Consider the following 19,159-nt stretch of genomic DNA (forward strand, 5'->3'; position numbering starts at 1 on the left):
ATTTCAATTTTATTTATCGTTAATATCATCATACAATAAAGGCTGTTCCATAGTAAATTAGTAAATGAAGGTGGGTCTATGAATATATTAGCGTTTCTTTCGTATGTAATTATTACATCCATTACACCAGGTCCAAGTAATATCATAATGATGAATGAAGGTCGTAGATTTGGTTTTATAGGGTCATGGAAATTCAATAGCGGCATCTTGGCAGGGTTTGCGGTACTAGGAATTTTGAGCGGTGTATTTACAACAAGTGTATACAATTGGATACCATTAGTAGAGCCATATTTTAAAATAGCTGGTGCGGCATATTTGCTCTACTTGGCATGGATGGTGGGATTGCAAAAAAGTTCAGGGGAAGATTCTAGAAAGGTGAAATCTTCTTTCTTTTCTGGATTTATCTTTCAGCTCATAAATGTCAAAAGCATTCTGTTTTTCTTAACAGTGATGAGTGCTTTTATATTGCCGTTTTATCATTCTTATAAATCAATTGGCCTTTACTTAACTGTAGCTATTTTTCTAGGTTGGGTAGCGCTACTACTGTGGTCAGGCTTCGGCTCGATTTTTAAGAAATTCTTTGCTAAATATGACAAGTCATTTCGAGTGATCATGAGTTTGTTGTTGATATATTCAGCTGCAAGTATTTTTATTTAAACATTAAAATGAGGTTAAAACAGTGACAGGGTTCAATTGTCACTGTTTTGTGTGGCATATTCGATTAGTGTCCCTGTTTATCCAAACCAATTCAGTAAGAATTCCCTTCATATGCTTGTCTCAATTTCTCCATATCAATTTTAGTCTTCGTTTGGAGAAGGGCTTTCATAACTCTTTCCGATTTTTCAGGATTTTCATCACTAATCATCTCGTTAAGGGAAGCAGGAATGACTTGCCAAGAAACTCCGAACTTATCTTTCAACCATCCACAAACCTGTGCTTTTTCGTCTCCACCTTCAGAAAGTTTTTCCCAATAATAGTCTAATTCTTCCTGTGTTTCACAGTTTATAATAAACGAGATGGCTTCTGTAAATGTATAGGTGGGACCGCCATTTAACGCGACAAAAGGCATACCTTCCAATTCAAATTCAACAGTCATTACCGCTCCTTCTGTACGGCTTTCATGACGTTCATTTCCATAGCGGGTGATTCTACGAATGCTTGAATTCTTAAAGATGGACGTATAAAAGGTGGCTGCTTCTTCGGCTTTATGATCAAACCATAAATTGGTAGTAATTTTTTGGATTTTATTTTTCAACCCATTCACCCCTATGACATTATTTTTTATCTCGATTGGTGGTTTTGTATTTTTGACCTTTGCTATCATAAGTGATCCATTCACCAACAGGCTCACCCATTTCAAAATGCCCCGAACGCTTAATCGTTCCATCGGTCCGATACCATTCCCAATAGCCATCTGGCAACTCTTCAATGATTTTTCCTTTTGACCATATCGTTTTTCCGTTTGCATGGTATTTGATCGTATAATCATCATTCACTTCTAGTTTCTTTTCCTTCACACCGTTAGGGTGTATTATGTCACATTTTTCATTTTCCATGACGAACCTCCGATACTAATTTTATAAATTATGATTACAATGATACCGTTATCTATTATACAATCTAAATCATGTTGTTCGCTCATTCTATGCTAGGAGGGAATAGAAAGGCGTATTCCTTATCGAGAAGTTGCATCTTTCCTCTATCAAAGATTCTCCTCACTCTTCTAAATCGATCGATAGAGTTCAACGGATACTATACACTTGTGAAATAATTATATAAATATAACTTTCCCTAGGGGTGCCACAACTGAATTACGAATGAACGGCTTATATTACTTTTAATTATAATTGACACTACATTTCAACCTTAATTATACTTAACAATTAATAAATACCTGAAAATAGATTAGTAATTTCACAGTGAAAGGTGGTGTCAGTAATGAAAGTAGCTAAAGTCATTAATAACAATATCATTAGCGTGATCAATGAACAAAACAAAGAATTGATGATCATGGGAAGAGGAATTGGATTCCAGGTAAAAGCTGGTGATCCTGTCAATAAGGGAAAAATTGAAAAGATCTATACGCTTGACAGCAAAGAAGTGTCGGAAAAATTTAAAACCCTTCTTCGCGAAGTCCCGATTGAAGTAATGGAGGTTTGTGAGGAAATCATCCGATATGCCATAACGGAGTACAATAAAAAACTAAGCGACATCATCTATGTGGCTTTAACCGACCATATCAATTTTGCGATTGAACGGAAAAAGGAAGGCTATGAAATCAAAAACGCTCTTATGTGGGAAACGAAGAAATTGTATAAAGATGAGTTTTCTATCGGGTTAGAAGCGATCAAGATGATAAAGGAAAAGCTTGATATTGAACTTCCCGAAGATGAAGCAGGTTTCATTGCCCTTCATATTTTAAATGCTGAGTTGAACGATGATGTGTCGAACATCATGACCATCACTAAAGTCACCCAGCAGATTTTAAGGATTGTAAAATACCATTTTCAGATCGACTTTGATGAAGATTCATTAAATTATTTTCGTTTTATCACCCACTTAAAGTTCTTTGCTCAACGAATGCTGAATCAAACCTATATTGAAAATAAAGATGATTATTTATTTCATATCGTAAAAGAAAAGCATCCAAATGCATTTTCTTGTTCGGTAAAAATTAACGATTATCTTCAAAAAGAATATCAATACGCACTTACCAATGATGAGATCCTTTATTTAACGATTCATATTGAAAGAGTGACTCAACGTTAGCTTGTTCAAAATATAGACATGTTTTTTTGGAAAAGTAAGGGTTTACATTTTGATAGGATTATATTATATTAGTTTCAACAGCAAAATATTCGACCGTAATAGGGTTGTTACTGGTAAAGCAGGCAAAACCTAAGTCACTTATACCATAAGACAATTGTCTTATGATGTAGGAGATTTAGGTTTTTTTTTATTAATTTCTTCACGGTCTGAAGCATTTGCTCGATAAACAAAAATATCTTGGGGGTGTAATGTTCATGAGGTATGAAAAATTAGCAAAAGACATCATTCAAAATGTTGGAGGAAAGGAAAACGTAAAAAGTGTTGTTCACTGTATTACACGTTTGCGTTTTAAGTTAAAAGACGAAAGTAAAGCAAACACAGAAGCTTTGAAAAGCATGGATGAAGTTGTAACCGTTATCAAAAGTGGCGGACAATACCAAGTAGTAATAGGGAATCATGTACCAGACGTTTACAAAGTAGTTGTGGCTGAAGGGGGATTCGCATCAGCAGCTCAAGTAGATGCAGACGATGAAAACGAAGAAAAACAAAGTTTGTTCAATCGGTTCATCGATGTGATTTCAAATATTTTCTCTCCTGTGTTAGGTTTGCTAGCAGCAACAGGTATTGTTAAAGGTTTAAACGCTGCATTTGTTGCACTAGGTTGGATCAGCAATGTACCAGTTAATGCTACAACTGGTGCGGTGGAATCTACATATGGTATCTATGCATTATTAAATGCAATTGGTGATGGTTTCTTCGTATTCTTGCCCATATTCTTAGGTTATACAGCAATGAAAAAGTTTGGCGGAACTCCGTTTTTGGGTATGGCCATTGCAGCGGCGCTTGTTCACCCAAGCCTTGCAGGTATTAAAGCACTCGAGCCGATCATGACAATTTTTAAAGGTACGATGTTTGAATCACCTATCCAAATTGAATTTATAGGAATTCCTGTCATTTTAATGAGTTATACATCTTCTGTTATTCCCATCATTCTATCAACCTTCTTCGCTGCTAAAGTAGAAAAATGGGCAGCAAGAGTGATTCCAGCAGTTGTAAAATCCTTCTTTGTACCACTTCTCACATTGTTAATTATTGTTCCTTTAACCTTCTTAGTTATTGGTCCTGTGGCTACTTGGGTCGCAAATGGTATCGGACAAGGGGTATTGTCAATCTATAATACCGTTCCGATTGTTGCAGGACTTATCTTAGGTGCGTTCTGGCAAGTATTTGTAATCTTTGGCGTTCATTGGGGACTTGTTCCTATTTATTACAATAACTTAGCTGTAATGGGTTACGATTCATTCATTGCCTTAACGTTTGCAGCATCTTTTGCTCAAATCGGTGCAGTGTTAGCTGTTTGGTTAAAAACTAGAGACCAAAAATTAAAATCTCTAAGTCTTCCAGCATTTATCTCAGGTATATTTGGTGTAACAGAACCCGCTATTTATGGGATTACATTACCACTTAAAAAGCCATTTATCATGAGCTGTATCGGTGGTGCGGTCGGTGGAGCAATCCTTGCAGTCATGGGTTCAAAACTATACGGTGCAGGCCCGCTTGGAATATTTAAAATACCTTTGTTCATTGATCCAACAGATGGTCTTACAACAGGTTTCTGGGGTTCCATTATTGCGATGGTTGCAGCATTCTTCGTTGCTTGTGTTCTTACTTTACTGTTTGGCGGAGTGAATAAACAAGCAGATCAACAAGTGTTCAGTGAAAACAAAAATGCAATTAAAGGTTTAAGAAGCGAAGAAATCGTAAGTCCGATTGCCGGTGAAGTAATCGCTCTTACAGAAATTCCAGACCAAGTTTTTGCATCTGAAGCGATGGGGAAAGGGGTGGCCATTGTCCCTTCAAATGGACGTGCTGTGTCTCCAGTAAACGGTGTTGTTACGACTCTTTTTAAAACGAAACATGCCATCGGAATTACCTCTGACAATGGTGCTGAAATCCTAATCCATATCGGTATGGATACGGTCCAGTTGGAAGGTGAACACTTTACAGCTCATGTAAAACAAGGCGATAAAGTAAGTGTGGGTGATTTGTTAGTAGAATTTGATATAGAAAATATCCAAAAAGCGGGGTACCAAGTCGTTACTCCAGTTATTATTACAAACAGTGCAGATTACAGTTCAATCGATGCGATAAGAGAAAAGATCGTTAGTGAAAAACAAGTTTTAATTCGAGCTGTCTAGTTGAAATGAAAAGACAATATAGTACCGACCGAACGGTATCATATTGTTTTCCTACGGGAGGTTTAAACGTTGAAAAGTTATTCTGACTTAAAAAAATTCCCTGAAAATTTTCTTTGGGGCGGGGCAACTGCTGCCAATCAAATTGAAGGTGGTAGTGATGTTGGGGGCAAGGGGCTTTCTGTTGCCGATGTATATACATTCGACGGAAGCATACCGAAAGAGCGCTGGACCGACCAATGGCATATGATGACTCAAAAGCAAGTAGAGGAAGCACAGGACCCTTCAAGTCAAAAATATTACCCAAAACGTCACGGAATTGATTTTTATCATCATTATAAAGAAGATATTGCCTTATTTGCTGAAATGGGATTTAAAGTGTATCGCATGTCACTGGCTTGGACTCGTATTTTTCCAAATGGCGATGAATTAGAGCCGAATGAAGAAGGACTGTCATTTTATGACCGAGTATTCGATGAATTGAATCATTATGGAATTGAACCGCTTGTGTCGTTATCCCATTATGAAATGCCTTTACACCTCGCAACAGAATACGGAGGTTGGGTCAATCGAAGAGTGATTGAATTTTATGTTCGGTTTGCCACCACCGTATTTAAAAGATATAAAGATAAAGTGAAATATTGGATTCCATTCAATGAAATAAATTGTGTGAAACACCATCCTTGGACAAGTATAGGGGTTGTCGAAGAAAATCACCCGCATCTTGAACAAGCAAAGTTCCAAGGTGCCCACCATCAATTTGTTGCTAGTGCAAGGGCGACAAAAGTATGGAAAGAGATGAATCCAAACGTTCATGTAGGAACGATGATTAGTTACCAATTACTTGTTCCTTACAGTTGTGACCCGGACGATATCCAAAAAACAGTCGAAAAACAGCGCGAATCCCTGTTCTTTACTGATGTTCAAGCAAGAGGCTATTATCCAGCTTACACAGCGAGAATGTTGGCAGAAAAGAATGTTGTACTTGAAACAGAGCCAGAAGATGAACCAATTATGAGAGAAAACCCGGTTGATTTCATTTCATTCAGTTACTATATGTCAAGTGCTGTCAGTGCACATCCAGAAAAACTAGAAGGGGCGGTAGGAAACTTAATCACCGGTGGAATTAAAAATCCCTATCTCCCAGCAAGTGAATGGGGATGGCAAATTGACCCTAAAGGCCTGAGAGCAGCGTTAAATCAGTTGTATGATCGTTACCAAAAACCGTTATTTGTTGCAGAGAACGGGCTTGGTGCGGTTGATGTGGTCGAGGAAGACGGTTCAATCCATGACGATTACCGGATTAATTATCTGCGAGCGCATATTGAGCAAATGAAAGAAGCCATTCAGGACGGCGTCGATGTATTTGGTTATACCTCTTGGGGATGTATTGACATGGTCAGTGCTTCAACGAGTCAGATGTCCAAACGTTATGGCTACATCTATGTTGATAAGCATGACGATGGTAGTGGAACATTAAAACGCTCGAAGAAAAAGTCCTTCCACTGGTACAAAAAAGTAATTGAAAGCAATGGGGAGAATTTGGATTAACTTTTTATTAAAGGAATGTAAGTAGAGAAGATCATACATCAGGATTGTTACTGTTCAATCAGGCAAAACCTAAATTTTCTGGAGCGGGGGTTCGTTTACCCTTTTTCAAGATCATTTAGGTTTTTGTTTTATCATTCGATTGGTACCAAAAAGTGATAGCTACAAACGACGAAGACCTAGAATGAAAATTTCGTAGATACATAAAATGGCCCTATTGGAGGAATGTCAAATGACAACTAAAAAAGCAAGCTTTCCAGAACATTTCTTATGGGGGGGAGCGATTGCTGCTAACCAAGCGGAAGGTGCCTATCAAGAAGATGGAAAAGGGTTAAGCATTGCTGACCTTATGCCAGGCGGTCTTATGAAAGGGATCCAAGAAAATAGCAGTGAATTTAATCTATACCATGAAGCCATCGACTTTTATCACCGTTACAAAGAAGATATTGCTTTAATGGCTGAAATGGGATTTAAAGCATTCAGAACATCCATTGCTTGGAGCCGAATTTTCCCAAATGGCGACGAACGAACTCCGAACGAACAGGGACTCCAGTTCTATGATCAATTGTTTGATGAATTAATCAAAAATGGAATAGAACCGGTTGTTACCATTTCCCACTATGAAACACCATGGCATTTAGTCAAACATTATGATGGTTGGAAAAATAGAAAGCTTATCGAATTTTATACACGCTATTGTGAAACCATCTTTAAGCGATATAAAGATAAAGTGAAAATATGGATGGGATTTAATGAAATGAACAATGCGCATACCATTACTACCGCAGCTGCTGGCATTGTAATAAGAGAAGATGAAAATCGACTGCAAGCAATCTATCAAGCTAGTCACAATATGTTCGTAGCAAGTGCAGTTGCAACAAAACTATGTCACGAAATTATTCCTGATGCTAAAATGGGTGCAATGTTATCACTAAGTGGGGTTTATCCAAATACTTGTCACCCAGATGATGTCTTTGAAGCATATGAATTAAGACGCCGTTCCCTATTTTACAGCGACGTACTTCTACGCGGACAATATCCAAATTATATTAACCGTATTTGGGAGGATCATCATGTTCATGTTCAGATGGAAGAGGGAGATTTAGAATTAATCAAAAAGTATACGGCTGACTATCTAGGATTCTCTTATTATCGTACGACAACACACAAAGCAGGCACGCCATTTATCGGGCACACAGGAGGAGTTCTTGGTACTCCAAACCCTTATTTAGAATCTACTCCTTGGGGATGGCAAATTGATGCAAAGGGCTTCCGATATGTATGTAATGAATTATATGATCGTTATCAAAAACCACTTTTTATTGTAGAAAACGGGATGGGTACGAACGATGAAGTGGTAAACGGAGAAATCAATGACGATTATCGAATTGATTATGTGAGAAAACACATCGAAGAAATGAAGGAAGCCGTACGCGATGGGGTGGATTTAATGGGTTATACCTACTGGGGTCCTATTGATATTGTAAGTGCTGGAACGGGTGAATTAAAGAAACGTTATGGTTTCATTTATGTGGATCGAGATAATGATGGAAACGGAACACTTCAAAGAATGAAGAAAAAGAGTTTCCATTGGTATAAAACCGTCATCGAAACCAATGGCGAAATCTTATAAAATATAGAAATAGTACAAAGTAGGATTGAAGGTGCACTATAGGGTGAACCTTCCTTTTAATATAGTGGAGGGATAATAAGGGGGAAATCATGAATGGAATGATGCTGTTTTTATGTATAATTTGGGGTTTTAATTTTGTAATTATGAAAATGGGTAATGACGTGTTCCCACCTGTTTTGTTTGCTGCCTATCGCTTTTTACTGGGGGCCATCGTACTTTTTGGGTTAACCTGGTTTAAAAAAATTCCTCTTCCGAGTAAAAGGGAATTAAAATGGTATATTCTTTGCGGGTTTCTGCAAACCACTTATTTTAACATTGCCATCCAAATTTCTTTGAATTACATAAACGCCGGACTTACTGCTGTTTTAACCTATAGCATGCCATTATTTCTTTCATTTTTGGCTCATTATTTCATTCCTGGTGAAAAATTAACGGTTACGAAAACAGGTGGAATCTTAATCGGAATACTTGGGTTGTTCTTAGCTATGGATATTCATTTTGGAGGGATTATATGGGCTCCCATTCTTGCGTTAAGCTCTGCCATAACATGGGCGCTGTCTAGTTTAATTTTCAAAAAGAAACTACAAGGCTGTGATTCTATTCAATTTACAACTTGGCAAATGGGCGCGGGAGCAATGGGCTTATTTCTGTATTCTTTTAGCTTTGAGCATGGGGAATCCCATTGGAGTCTTATGGCGATCGTTTATCTTTTATATTCCGGAATTTTAGCTTCTGCATTAGCTTTCGTGATCTGGTCTAATATTCTTTCTAAAATGGAAGCCAGTAAAGCATCCATATCTTTGCTCATTGTACCCTTAGTTGGGACTCTTTCAGGATTCCTATTTTTAAAGGAAGATTTGAATCCTATTACATTAATAGGAATCATTTTGACACTTACAGGAGTTTGGGTGGTAAATAACGCAGGCTCTGCCCGTTTCCCATTACAAAAGACATCCTCTCTTAATCGGTAATAAGATAATTGCTGAAGATTTACGAAAACTTGTAAAAGGAGATTAGGTAGCTATACTACTTAATCTCCTTTTTATTGAAGGGAAAAGTTCAAATTAAATGGCTTTTGTACACGTAGCTAATTAGGTTAGCAAAAATATGGTAGGCCATCCGGTACATGAGCTCTAATTGAAGTTTGTTTGATAAGTAGGAATATACCTTTAGCTCTCTATTTTTGTAAAGATTTCCAACTAAGAAATTTAAAATGTTCACAAATTTGACATCAATTCTTAAATTCTTTTCATTGAGATTCGACAAGATCAGAGAGGGTTTTTGAATTAATTATGATAGTACTAGCTTGTGAGGAAAAATATACAACGAATACTGTCGAATGAGTCTTAATTAGTCGTTTTTTCTTGATTTAGTACAGTTCCGCAGTTTGTTAAAATGAGGGACAGAATTGTTAACAAGCTTTATATAAGATCATCTTCTCAAGGCTTGTCATATACTTCTTCTCATTCGACTCATCTATTTCGTCTATTAATATGAAGGCATATAGATTTATAAAAAAACAGGGAGGTAATTATGAATAGTAAAAATTGTATTGCTATGTTATTAGCTGGTGGCAGAGGCTCCAGATTAAAAGAATTAACTCAATATATTGCCAAACCTGCCGTTCCCTACGGGGGAAAATATCGGATTATTGACTTTGTGTTAAGCAACTGTCGCAATTCCGGTATAAGTACTGTGGGTGTATTGACTCAATATCAACCTCATATTTTACAAAATTACATAGGTGATGGCAAACACTGGGATTTAAACCGAAGGGACGATGGAGTGACTATTCTTCCACCTTATCAGTGTGATGTAAAAGAAAGATGGTATGAAGGGACGGCTCATGCCATTTATCAAAATATACAATATATCGAGAGTCATAACCCAGAATTTGTTTTGGTTGTTTCTGGAGATCACATTTATAAAATGGATTACAACAAAATGTTGGAACAACATAAAGCCACAGGAGCAGATGCAACCATCTCGGTGATCAATGTTCCATGGAATGAGGCCAATCGCTTTGGCATTATGAATATAGACTCGAAAACCATGAAGATAGTAGAATTTCAAGAAAAACCAAAGCAACCGAAATCGAACCTCGCCTCCATGGGCATCTATATTTTTAATTGGAAAATATTAAAAGAATATTTACTAAAAGAAGAGGCCAATCCTTACTCATCAAAGGATTTTGGAAAAGATATCATACCAGCCATGATTAACGACAACTGTCAGCTTTATAGCTATAAGTTCGATGGGTACTGGAAGGATGTTGGGACGATTGAAAGTTACTGGGAAGCAAATATGGATTTACTTTCTGCAGAAACCAATCCATTATTACTGGATGAAGAGTTGAAAATTTATACACATGAATCCACCCAGCCACCATTGTATATGGATGCGACCGCTTCTATCACCCAATCTCTAGTGGGTGAGGGTTGTAAAGTGTTTGGAAAGATAGAAAATTCTGTTCTCTTTAGCGGGGTGAAGATTGGTAAGGGAGCCATGATTAAAGATTCTGTCATCCTGCCAAATGCCATCATTGAAGATAATGCCGTGGTGAACCGAGCGGTAATTGGAAGCAACACGGTGATTGAAAAAAATGCAATGGTTGGGGAAGCAAAAGCATACAGTGAGATTACATTAATTGGAGAGAATCAACTCATTAAAAAGGATGAAAAAATCAAAGAAAAAGCCATATAACCAACCTTTAAATACATAGTTTAATATAAAGATTTACTTGGGATAAGGTATTTGCACACCTAGCAAACCAAGCTAGAATAGAGTATTCACCCTCAGAAGGGAATACTCTTTTTTTCTAGAAAATAAAAAGGATAAGGAATCACCTCACATAAATATATATAACTAGAAACTGGTAAATGGAGGGTTGTTTATGGCCTATGTGTCGATCTATACCGTTGGCAGGCTACATCATCCGTTTGAGCACCCGGCCTCCCGTGACTTTTTTGAAGTGGGAAATCATGTCTTTCGTCAGGCAAGGAGATCAGGAATGATAGAGGCATTCCCATCGGATGGAGTTCCATTCCCTGAGGAAGCGATAAAGGGAGAGGGATATCCGGTCCTTACCCTAACCGTATGGAGAAACCTCCAAGCGTTGTATCGTTTTACATACTCCGGTCGCCATAGTCAAGCATTGCGAGATCGAAGCAAATGGATGGAGCCTTATCAAGAAAAGCATCTCTCCTATGTTGTGTGGTGGACAGAAGAGCTGAAGGATGTCTCTTGGGAGGAGGCTTTTAAGAGATACAAACATTATATAAAAAATGGACCTAGTCCTTTTGCGTTTGATTTCAAACAGGCATTTGATGAAAAAGGGGACACTTGCTCGGTAAAGTAGGGAGTTTTATATGATAAAAGGATAGATTGAGCATAGAAGTACCTGCTCATCCATCCTTTTTTGTGTTTGAATATCCTACTCTTGAGAACCCTCTTCACTTCGATACTCCAAAATATCTCCAGGCTGACAATCCAACGCCTTACAAATCGCCTCTAAAGTGGACAACCGAATCGCTTTGGCTTTCCCATTTTTTAAGATAGAAAGATTCGCCATCGTGATCCCAACCCTCTCTGAAAGCTCGGTTACACTCATTTTGCGCTTCGCCAACATCACGTCAATATTAATTATAATCGCCATGTTCTCACCTCAGACCGTTAAGTCATTTTCTGATTTGATATCAATTGCTTCTTGTAACAGTCTTTGGAGAACCGCAGCGAAGACCGCGATGACCAGGGAAGCAAAAATAGGAACCATTCCGACGATAACGAGGCCTGGTGCATCGTCTAGTTCGGCAACGAAAAAGACAAATGGCAGAACGACCACATACAACCCACTGAAGGTCATGGAACAGAATTTGATTTTTTGTAGTGCCTTCACAGACAACTCAGAGAACGCTTCGTTTCTGTCAATATAGTTCAACAGCTTAAACGCCTGATACAACGCACCGAAAAACGGGAGGACAGATACATACATCCCAATAACAATGGGATACAGGATGTGGTCATAACTTGGATTAAAGGGATGTTGCGGTAACCAAGTTAACCCAAAGATCCCTAATGCTAGAACTGGAATGGCAATAAGAACAAGTGCCATACGTAAAAATAGTGTTGACCCTCGCTTCATAATAAAACACCTCACTAATTTATTTATATATTGATTCTAATGTATTATTTATCGTTTTACAATAAGTAATTATTGTTTTTTATTTTTGCTGTTTTAGACAGGAGAATAAATGAAGAATCATACAAAGGGGGTTCAAAAACGGACTACCCATTCTTTGATACTACGAACTTACGAAATAAGCAGAGCAGACTGCATGAATCAAAAGCGAGATGAGGAGTGCCATAGGAGTTGTTTTACTCTGATCGAAAAAATCAGAAACTTGCGATGTCAACAATGGAACATTATATAGGCGATTTGAAGATGTTGAAGGATGTTCGAACGGTCGCTAGGGAAATCGAGAACCAGCAAGGCTTTCGTTTCTAGCACTGATAAAATGGTTTGTATGAAAGCTGTGGAGGAGTAGACTCTAGCACGAAGAAACGAACAGAAAATAAAAAATGAGGTGAGTAATGATGAAAAAATGGTGGAGTGTTTATCAAATTTATTTTCCAGTATGAACCATATTCATTATGGTATCCTAGATACAGTGATGAACAATTAATTATGTTGGTAGGGAGAAAATATGTACGTTCTAAGCGGTAGAAAAAAAGCAGAGAAATTAGAGGCAGTCACTTTTACGGAGTTAGGGATGCAGGAAAGTGATCTCGAAGAAATACTAAGAAATAGTATTGATATGATCTGTGATGAGGAAGAATCCATGTTGATTGTGGGCCAACAAGTGAAGAATGAAAAGAACGGCAGAAGTGACTTAACGGCCGTTGATAATAACGGAAATATGGTGTTAATAGAGATCAAGCGGGACCGTAAAGACATTGAAGGTCGGAAAGAGGCTTTCGAATTTCAGGCGATCCGCTATGCAGCCAGTTATGCGACCATTGAGAGCCCAGATGATCTGGTGAAAAAAGTCTACGCACCCTACATAGAAAAATATCGTAGTGAATTCGAACTTGGTGAGTTAACTTCTTTTGAGCTAGGCATCCGAAAATTAAATGAGTTCTTAAGAGTCAACGAGGCGGAGAAGAGTTTTAATCAAAAGCAAAAGATCATATTAGTGGCTTCAGACTTTGATGAACAAACCCTTTCTGCTGTTTCTTGGTTAAATAGTAATCAAGTGGATATGAGCTGTTATAAGCTGACTCCTTATAAGGTAAAGGATAACATTTATTTGCTGAAAGAAAAGCTGTTACCGGTTACGAATTATGAAGACTATTATGTGAACCTCATGGACAAATCATTAGCTGTTTCTATAAAGAGGAGCAAAGGCGGTACACGAAGAACGCTACCGAAGATAGATGCCATGCTTGAGTGGGGAGTGGTAAAAGAAGGAGACGTTATTGTGGCCAAGGATCGAGGCAATGAAGGCGTGCTTATGGCTAATGGGAACATTAATGTGAATGAAGAGGAACAATCGATGCAAGCATGGTTGAAGGAGATATACGGATGGTCTAGTGTTCAAACGTATGTTTTTGCCATCCATAAAGAAAGCGGAAAGTCTCTATCACAGATTCGCGAGGAATATATGGCTCGGCAAGCAGTAGAGGCGACTGAAGATCCTTTTTGATTATGCGATAAGGATAAAAACGAAAGAGAGTTGATTACGAATTGAATACACAGTTAACGACAAAATTTAAAATACATACCTCCGCTAATGAAGTATTTGAAGCGATTGTTGACCCAAAGAAAATAGGGAACTACTGGTTCACTTCCAGTTCGGAAAGATGGGAACAAGGAAAAAAGATTACCTTGAGATATGACGAGTATGAAGCAGAAGGGGTTATTAAGATAGTAGAAATCGTGGAAGGGAAGAAGATCGTCTATTCTTGGGGAGAAGAACACGGAGAAGTATCGACTGTTACCATAGTATTAAAAGAATTGGATCAGTCGACAACGATGATTGAAATAACCGAATCTGGCTTTAAAGATGATGACCCTGATTTAGTAGCCAAATTGCTGGGACAAAAAGAAGGTTGGGTCTATATGTTATCCTGTTTAAAGGCTTATTTGGAAAATGGGGTAAATGATTTAAGAGCTTCGTTAATTCACTAACAAGTCATTATTTCCATAGAACTGGTTTAAGCAAATCCTGATAAAACTATAAAAATATATTTGTGAAAAATGGGGAGAATCATGATGAAATCACTAAAACGAATGCTGTATGAATTAACGATGGATAAGGAATTTGTCGCCTTAAAATTCCTGATTGACCGCCCGAATGTGTTCCATGTTGTGGGGGCTACTCATTTAGAAACCTGGCATTCAAGATTCTTAACTTGGCTACTGGATCCAACCGAACGACATATGCTAGGGTATTATCCTTTTCAAAGATTCTTAATGGCCGTGGCCGAATCGGCGGATGAAAACTTGGATGATATTACGGATCTCGCCATGCTGAATGTAAATCAATTCAGACATCCGGAGGTTATCGCAGAAAAGGATATTAACAAACTAGATATTGATGAGCAAGAAACCCTCGAGGAATCTGAAAAGAATGACGACAAAGGCAGACTAGATGTCTTCTTTAAGGTAAATATCGTCGATGAAAAAGACCCTAGCCAGGAGAAAAGATTAATCCTAGCGGTCGAGCAAAAGGTCTATGCCAGAGTGGACGTGAATCAATGCAACAAGTATTTAAGAAAATTCGAATAGAAATTCAAAGACGAAACGTTCCTGCTGGTAGGCTTAGTGCCAAAAAGCCAAATCAAAGAATCCAATGAAGCCATGTTTGGCAGCTCCAAATGGAATGGAATCGACTATCAGCAACTAGTAGACATCGTACTTATGCCATGCCTGGATAACCCAGATTTAAGCATTTACGCCAAACCGATCATTCAGCAGTATGTAGATGCCCTACGTATGCCTTATAAAGGAAAACGTGAAAAATTAGCAACGATTGAAGAAGAACGCATCCTCGTTCGCTCCATTTATGACCGCTTTGAAGATGTGTTTAAAGCCATTACGAACATATCAAATGAAGACGACAGTGAAGAGAGAAACTATGTGAACACAGTCGTAAACGAAAACTATGGGGAAGTGTTCAGAACCATCAAATGGATTCTGAACGAGGAAAACGATGTAGAAGAGCTATGGAATTTCTCGACGCCATTCCAAAGAACGATACATAAAAGATGGGACGAGCTTCATATTGTTATTAATTATAGGGGAGAAGTAATGGATATTTATGGAAAAAATGTTCCGGAACTTTGGAAAAAGACTTTACTGTGGATTGAAGAACAAAACCTTCCTCTTCACAAACATATAGAAGAGGGCTTTATTCTCGGAGGTGGGGACAACGGAAAGCGTTATGCATTAGCATTGCAGCCCATCCATAAAAGTAGAAAAAAATTCTCCTCAATCCATAAATATGAATCAATCATAACAGGTGAGACATACTTCTTGGAAACCAAGATTAATACAGAAATGGGTATGTTAACAATTGCTAAATTATTAAAAAATCTAGGTGTAGCGGTGGAAACTCCGTTGCTAGAGAACAGTGGAACTGTTCTAGTATAGACTTTTCTAAAACCAGATCCCATATTATCTAATTGGGCTGCTTATTCTTTGATAAGCAGTCCTCTGAAAGCAGACTTGATCAGTTATCACCAGACCGAATTTGTCCGTAATCAAGCAAAAATGAAGCTAAAGGAGAGACTAGTGATTACACAAATCGAAGCAATTCTCGAAGCATTTAAACATTTAGGTGTCGTTCAAAGTAAAAAAGAAATAGATGAATGGATACAAAAAAATTATCAAAAAGACTATAAAGATACAGGTACTGCTATGGCAGATATGGTACCTGTTACACATAGAGGCAATAATAGCTCAAAAGTACCATCAAGGTTCCGTATTTTGCTAAGAATATCAAGAGGATGTTACTGTATCATTCCCGAAAAGAATAATAGTTTTTAATAATAAGAGAAAAGCGTTTTTCCACCAAAAGGAGAAACGCTTTTTTTTATGGTATTGTAGGGATACCGCTTAAACACATAAAGATTACTAAACTGCGACCCATTCTTCCTGACAGTTTCATATACAGTTATAATGCCAAATTTAATCGCCTTTTGAAGCATCCGTTTAAAGGATGATCGTGAAATCATACCAAGTTCACCCCGATCCTCATAGATACTCTTAAGCATCGTACCTATCTTCGTTTTTACAAACTCCCGGCACCTTTTCAGCAAAAGGGATCAGTTATTGTAATGCAATTTGCTCATTTCTTGTGAAATGACTCTACTTTTATACACTACCATCCATAAAGTCACATGCTCACGAAACTCCTCAAGATGATTAAACTGCGAATAATCCACAAAAGCCTCGATTGTACTAGCCTTGATGACATATGCTTACACCTCCTTTTATTTCTGAATATAAGGAAGTGGTTCAAAAGGACAGGCTATCTCTAAAATATGTAAAGAGCTGCGACTTTTGTTGTATAATGGAAAAAAAGCGCACTTTATGGAGTGGTAACATGGCCTACACGGTACCAGAAACAATTCGTTCTACGGCAACAATGGGAGAAAGATTACTATTTCGCACCCTTAAAACGTATTTGCCGGAAGATTACATCGTCTATTACGAGCCTGAAATTCAAGGGAAAAGACCAGATTTTGTGATAATTGGCCCAGACCTGGGGATTGTAGTATTAGAAGTAAAAGATTATACAAAAAATACATTGTTACAACTTAACCATGAAGAATGGACATTACTGACCTCTTCTGGTGAGACAACCACGACAAAAAATCCATTAAAGCAAGCTAGGGAGAATATTTTTCACTTAGTTGATAAGTTAAAGAAAGATAAAAACCTAGTGAACCTGGACGGTAAATATAAATACCAACTCAAGTTTCCATTTGGGTATGGTGCGGTCTTTACGAGGCTGTATCAAAAAGAATTTATCACGGATGGATTATACTCCATTATTGAACCACAGTTCTGTCTTACACGTGATGAAATTGATCCGGAAAAAGAAAACTTCTCAGAGGAGATTTTGTTCGAGAAGATATCCAATATGTTTATTGTTCCTTATCGTTTAAGAGAGCCTTTATCCAAGCAAGAAATTGATGCGATTCGTTACCATCTATTCCCTGAAGTGAGGATCAGTGCAGAATTCAAACAGCCAGTCCCTTACCAAGATCAGTTGCTGCTTTCCTTACACGATATTAAAGCAATGGACTTACACCAAGAGAATCTTGCAAAGCAACTTGGGGATAAGAATAGGTTAATCCGAGGAGTTGCAGGTAGTGGGAAAACTTTAATCCTTGCGAGTCGTGCGAAAATGCTTGCGAAGCAACATCCGGATTGGAAAATTCTCATTCTCTGCTACAATATCTCACTTGCTAGGAGCATCGAACAAATGATTGTTCATATGATGAATGAACCTGACGACTTGTTTGATTTAGATTTCTCTTCGGGAGAGGGAAGGGTCATTAACAAGCATAATGTAACGGTGAGAAACTTTCATGCTTGGTTAAAGAACGATCTCAAGATAAGTGAAGATAAAATTCCGGCAGTCATTGAGAAACTTGAAGCGAAAGAAGCCATCATGCCAATGTATGACGCTATCTTAATAGATGAAGGCCAAGACTTCGAGTCAAGTTGGTTCGGGCTAGTGAGCCAACTACTAAACCCTAGTACCAAATCTCTACTATTAGTGGAAGACCGTGCCCAGACCATATATAAAAGAAAGAATACTTATTTAAAAGATACCGGGTTGAGTTTTCAAGGACGATCTAAGGTATTAAACATTAACTACCGTAACACCGCACAAATTGTGAAATTCGCGTGGGATTTCTACCGTTCGCATTCATCACTAAAGGAGAAAGTGGTCTCACATGATTATGAGGGAGAGATTATTGCTCCACAAAGTACGAAGCGAAAAGGATATGAACCCGCCATTCTTAAAGCAGACAGCTTTTTTAAAGAAGCTAAAATTGTTGCTAAGCAGATCAAAAAACTAAACGAAGCGAGAAAAATTCCTTTCTCAGAGATGCTTATATTGTATCGAGTAAAACGAACACACCAGGTTAATTATGTGGATGTACTGACTAGAGCATTAAAAAGTGAAACTATCCCATACTACTGGATTACTGAAAATAGTGAAACGAAACGTAACTTTGATAAGGATTCGAATACGGTTAAGATCAGTACGATCGACAGTAGTAAAGGCTTAGATTTTCAAGCAGTCTTTATTGTTAATGTTGATAATATGCCATTTCAATTAGAAGAAGATAAAAATAGAGAAGCATCTCTTCTTTATATCGGGATGACTAGAGCAAAGGACCTTTTATGTTTATCCTATTCTGGTGATTCGGAGTTTACTAAGTATTTCGATCAATTAAAGCAAGCTCAAAAGACTAATACGCTTCAAAAAGAACAATCCAGTTAAAAGGGTAAAGAAAGGCTGTTAAGTATAAATTTGTACTTTAGGTAGATTGGATATGATAAAAAAATTTTACCTTGTTGAAGTTGAGGAGTAAAAGCCCCGAAAAAACTTCGGGGCTGCACTTGTTACTTTCGTATTAATACTCCCTTTTTCTCTAAATTAATGAGAGCACCTTTGTTTCTATACTTACTATAAGCAACTAATCGGTTTAAATCTTTGACTGTTAATTTTGATGAATCAATACCAAGTATGTAATTTCTGTTTAACTTTTCAACCAAGGAAAGTGCAAAAATTCTTTGCTTTTCTGTAAGTGTATAATCTTCATCGGATAGTTGCTTGTTTTGAGCATTAATTAATTCTTGGTGTTTTTCTTCAAGAGCTTGAATTTTAGATAGGATTTCTTCCTTTTCGAGATCCTTAGCAGAATTATTTTCAACCACCTTTAGAGTTGGTTTTTTAAATATATCAATTATTTTTTTAATCATCAATAAACT

At 37.5% G+C, this 19,159-nt stretch carries 19 protein-coding genes; 14 read left to right on the plus strand and 5 right to left on the minus strand.

Features of this window, described 5'->3' with window-relative positions; translation table 11 throughout:
• Positions 1–78: 78 nt before the first annotated feature.
• Positions 79–657, plus strand: coding sequence for a LysE family translocator (locus tag M3175_RS09905; RefSeq protein ID WP_251518465.1), 579 nt, complete (start codon positions 79–81; stop codon positions 655–657).
• A 91-nt stretch (positions 658–748) separates the two neighbouring features.
• Here the strand turns inward: M3175_RS09905 and M3175_RS09910 are convergent, their stop codons facing one another.
• Both M3175_RS09910 and M3175_RS09915 read right to left on the minus strand, forming a co-directional pair.
• A complete protein-coding gene (locus M3175_RS09910; protein WP_251518466.1) occupies positions 749–1,255 on the minus strand; it encodes a VOC family protein in 507 nt (168 codons plus the stop codon).
• 19 nt (positions 1,256–1,274) lie between these two features.
• On the minus strand, positions 1,275–1,556 hold the full coding sequence (locus tag M3175_RS09915; RefSeq protein WP_251518467.1) for a toxin-antitoxin system YwqK family antitoxin: 282 nt from the start codon (positions 1,554–1,556) through the stop codon (positions 1,275–1,277).
• Positions 1,557–1,938: 382 nt separating this feature from the next.
• On the opposite strand from M3175_RS09915, the gene licT reads away from it, so the two are divergent.
• The 7 genes from licT to M3175_RS09950 all read left to right on the plus strand — a co-directional run bounded on the left by licT (position 1,939) and on the right by M3175_RS09950 (position 11,503).
• On the plus strand, positions 1,939–2,769 hold the full coding sequence (gene licT / locus M3175_RS09920; protein WP_251518469.1) for a BglG family transcription antiterminator LicT: 831 nt from the start codon (positions 1,939–1,941) through the stop codon (positions 2,767–2,769).
• 254 nt (positions 2,770–3,023) lie between these two features.
• Positions 3,024–4,967: a beta-glucoside-specific PTS transporter subunit IIABC gene (locus tag M3175_RS09925; RefSeq protein ID WP_251518471.1), complete on the plus strand. Its 1,944-nt coding sequence runs from the start codon at positions 3,024–3,026 to the stop codon at positions 4,965–4,967.
• A gap of 69 nt (positions 4,968–5,036) precedes the next feature.
• Positions 5,037–6,515: a glycoside hydrolase family 1 protein gene (locus M3175_RS09930; RefSeq protein ID WP_251518473.1), complete on the plus strand. Its 1,479-nt coding sequence runs from the start codon at positions 5,037–5,039 to the stop codon at positions 6,513–6,515.
• A 229-nt stretch (positions 6,516–6,744) separates the two neighbouring features.
• The gene (locus M3175_RS09935; RefSeq protein ID WP_251518475.1) at positions 6,745–8,145 is read left to right on the plus strand and encodes a glycoside hydrolase family 1 protein; all 1,401 of its coding nucleotides are present in this window, start codon (positions 6,745–6,747) and stop codon (positions 8,143–8,145) included.
• Positions 8,146–8,234: 89 nt separating this feature from the next.
• Positions 8,235–9,116 carry a DMT family transporter gene (locus M3175_RS09940; protein WP_251518477.1) on the plus strand — a complete coding sequence of 294 codons (882 nt, stop codon included), beginning with the start codon at positions 8,235–8,237 and terminating at the stop codon, positions 9,114–9,116.
• 562 nt (positions 9,117–9,678) lie between these two features.
• The gene (locus tag M3175_RS09945; RefSeq protein ID WP_251518479.1) at positions 9,679–10,848 is read left to right on the plus strand and encodes a glucose-1-phosphate adenylyltransferase; all 1,170 of its coding nucleotides are present in this window, start codon (positions 9,679–9,681) and stop codon (positions 10,846–10,848) included.
• Between the two features lie 190 nt (positions 10,849–11,038).
• Positions 11,039–11,503: a DUF3291 domain-containing protein gene (locus M3175_RS09950; RefSeq protein WP_251518481.1), complete on the plus strand. Its 465-nt coding sequence runs from the start codon at positions 11,039–11,041 to the stop codon at positions 11,501–11,503.
• 75 nt (positions 11,504–11,578) lie between these two features.
• Here the strand turns inward: M3175_RS09950 and M3175_RS09955 are convergent, their stop codons facing one another.
• On the minus strand, positions 11,579–11,800 hold the full coding sequence (locus M3175_RS09955) for a helix-turn-helix domain-containing protein (protein ID WP_251518483.1): 222 nt from the start codon (positions 11,798–11,800) through the stop codon (positions 11,579–11,581).
• A 9-nt stretch (positions 11,801–11,809) separates the two neighbouring features.
• Positions 11,810–12,286, minus strand: a complete 477-nt coding sequence (locus tag M3175_RS09960) for a DUF2975 domain-containing protein (RefSeq protein ID WP_251518485.1) — start codon at positions 12,284–12,286, stop codon at positions 11,810–11,812.
• A 562-nt stretch (positions 12,287–12,848) separates the two neighbouring features.
• Between M3175_RS09960 and M3175_RS09965 the strand changes: the two genes are divergently transcribed.
• The 6 genes from M3175_RS09965 (at position 12,849) to M3175_RS09990 (ending at position 18,668) form a co-directional block, all read left to right on the plus strand.
• The gene (locus M3175_RS09965; protein ID WP_251518487.1) at positions 12,849–13,847 is read left to right on the plus strand and encodes a hypothetical protein; all 999 of its coding nucleotides are present in this window, start codon (positions 12,849–12,851) and stop codon (positions 13,845–13,847) included.
• Positions 13,848–13,888: 41 nt separating this feature from the next.
• The gene (locus tag M3175_RS09970; RefSeq protein WP_251518489.1) at positions 13,889–14,332 is read left to right on the plus strand and encodes an SRPBCC family protein; all 444 of its coding nucleotides are present in this window, start codon (positions 13,889–13,891) and stop codon (positions 14,330–14,332) included.
• An 84-nt stretch (positions 14,333–14,416) separates the two neighbouring features.
• Positions 14,417–14,932, plus strand: coding sequence for a PD-(D/E)XK nuclease family protein (locus tag M3175_RS09975; RefSeq protein ID WP_251518491.1), 516 nt, complete (start codon positions 14,417–14,419; stop codon positions 14,930–14,932).
• A gap of 36 nt (positions 14,933–14,968) precedes the next feature.
• Positions 14,969–15,796 (plus strand): hypothetical protein, encoded by an 828-nt coding sequence (locus tag M3175_RS09980; RefSeq protein WP_251518493.1) that lies wholly within the window; start codon positions 14,969–14,971, stop codon positions 15,794–15,796.
• Between the two features lie 141 nt (positions 15,797–15,937).
• Positions 15,938–16,192: a hypothetical protein gene (locus M3175_RS09985; protein ID WP_251518494.1), complete on the plus strand. Its 255-nt coding sequence runs from the start codon at positions 15,938–15,940 to the stop codon at positions 16,190–16,192.
• A gap of 559 nt (positions 16,193–16,751) precedes the next feature.
• Positions 16,752–18,668 carry a 3'-5' exonuclease gene (locus tag M3175_RS09990; protein ID WP_251518495.1) on the plus strand — a complete coding sequence of 639 codons (1,917 nt, stop codon included), beginning with the start codon at positions 16,752–16,754 and terminating at the stop codon, positions 18,666–18,668.
• Positions 18,669–18,790: 122 nt separating this feature from the next.
• On the opposite strand, the gene M3175_RS09995 is transcribed toward M3175_RS09990, so the two are convergent.
• Entirely contained in the window at positions 18,791–19,150 is a 360-nt protein-coding gene (locus tag M3175_RS09995) for an ABC transporter ATP-binding protein (RefSeq protein WP_251518496.1), read from the minus strand.
• Between the last annotated feature and the right edge of the window lie 9 nt (positions 19,151–19,159).

The sequence above is a fragment of the Robertmurraya korlensis genome (genome assembly GCF_023715225.1).
Taxonomy (GTDB): domain Bacteria; phylum Bacillota; class Bacilli; order Bacillales; family Cytobacillaceae; genus Robertmurraya_A.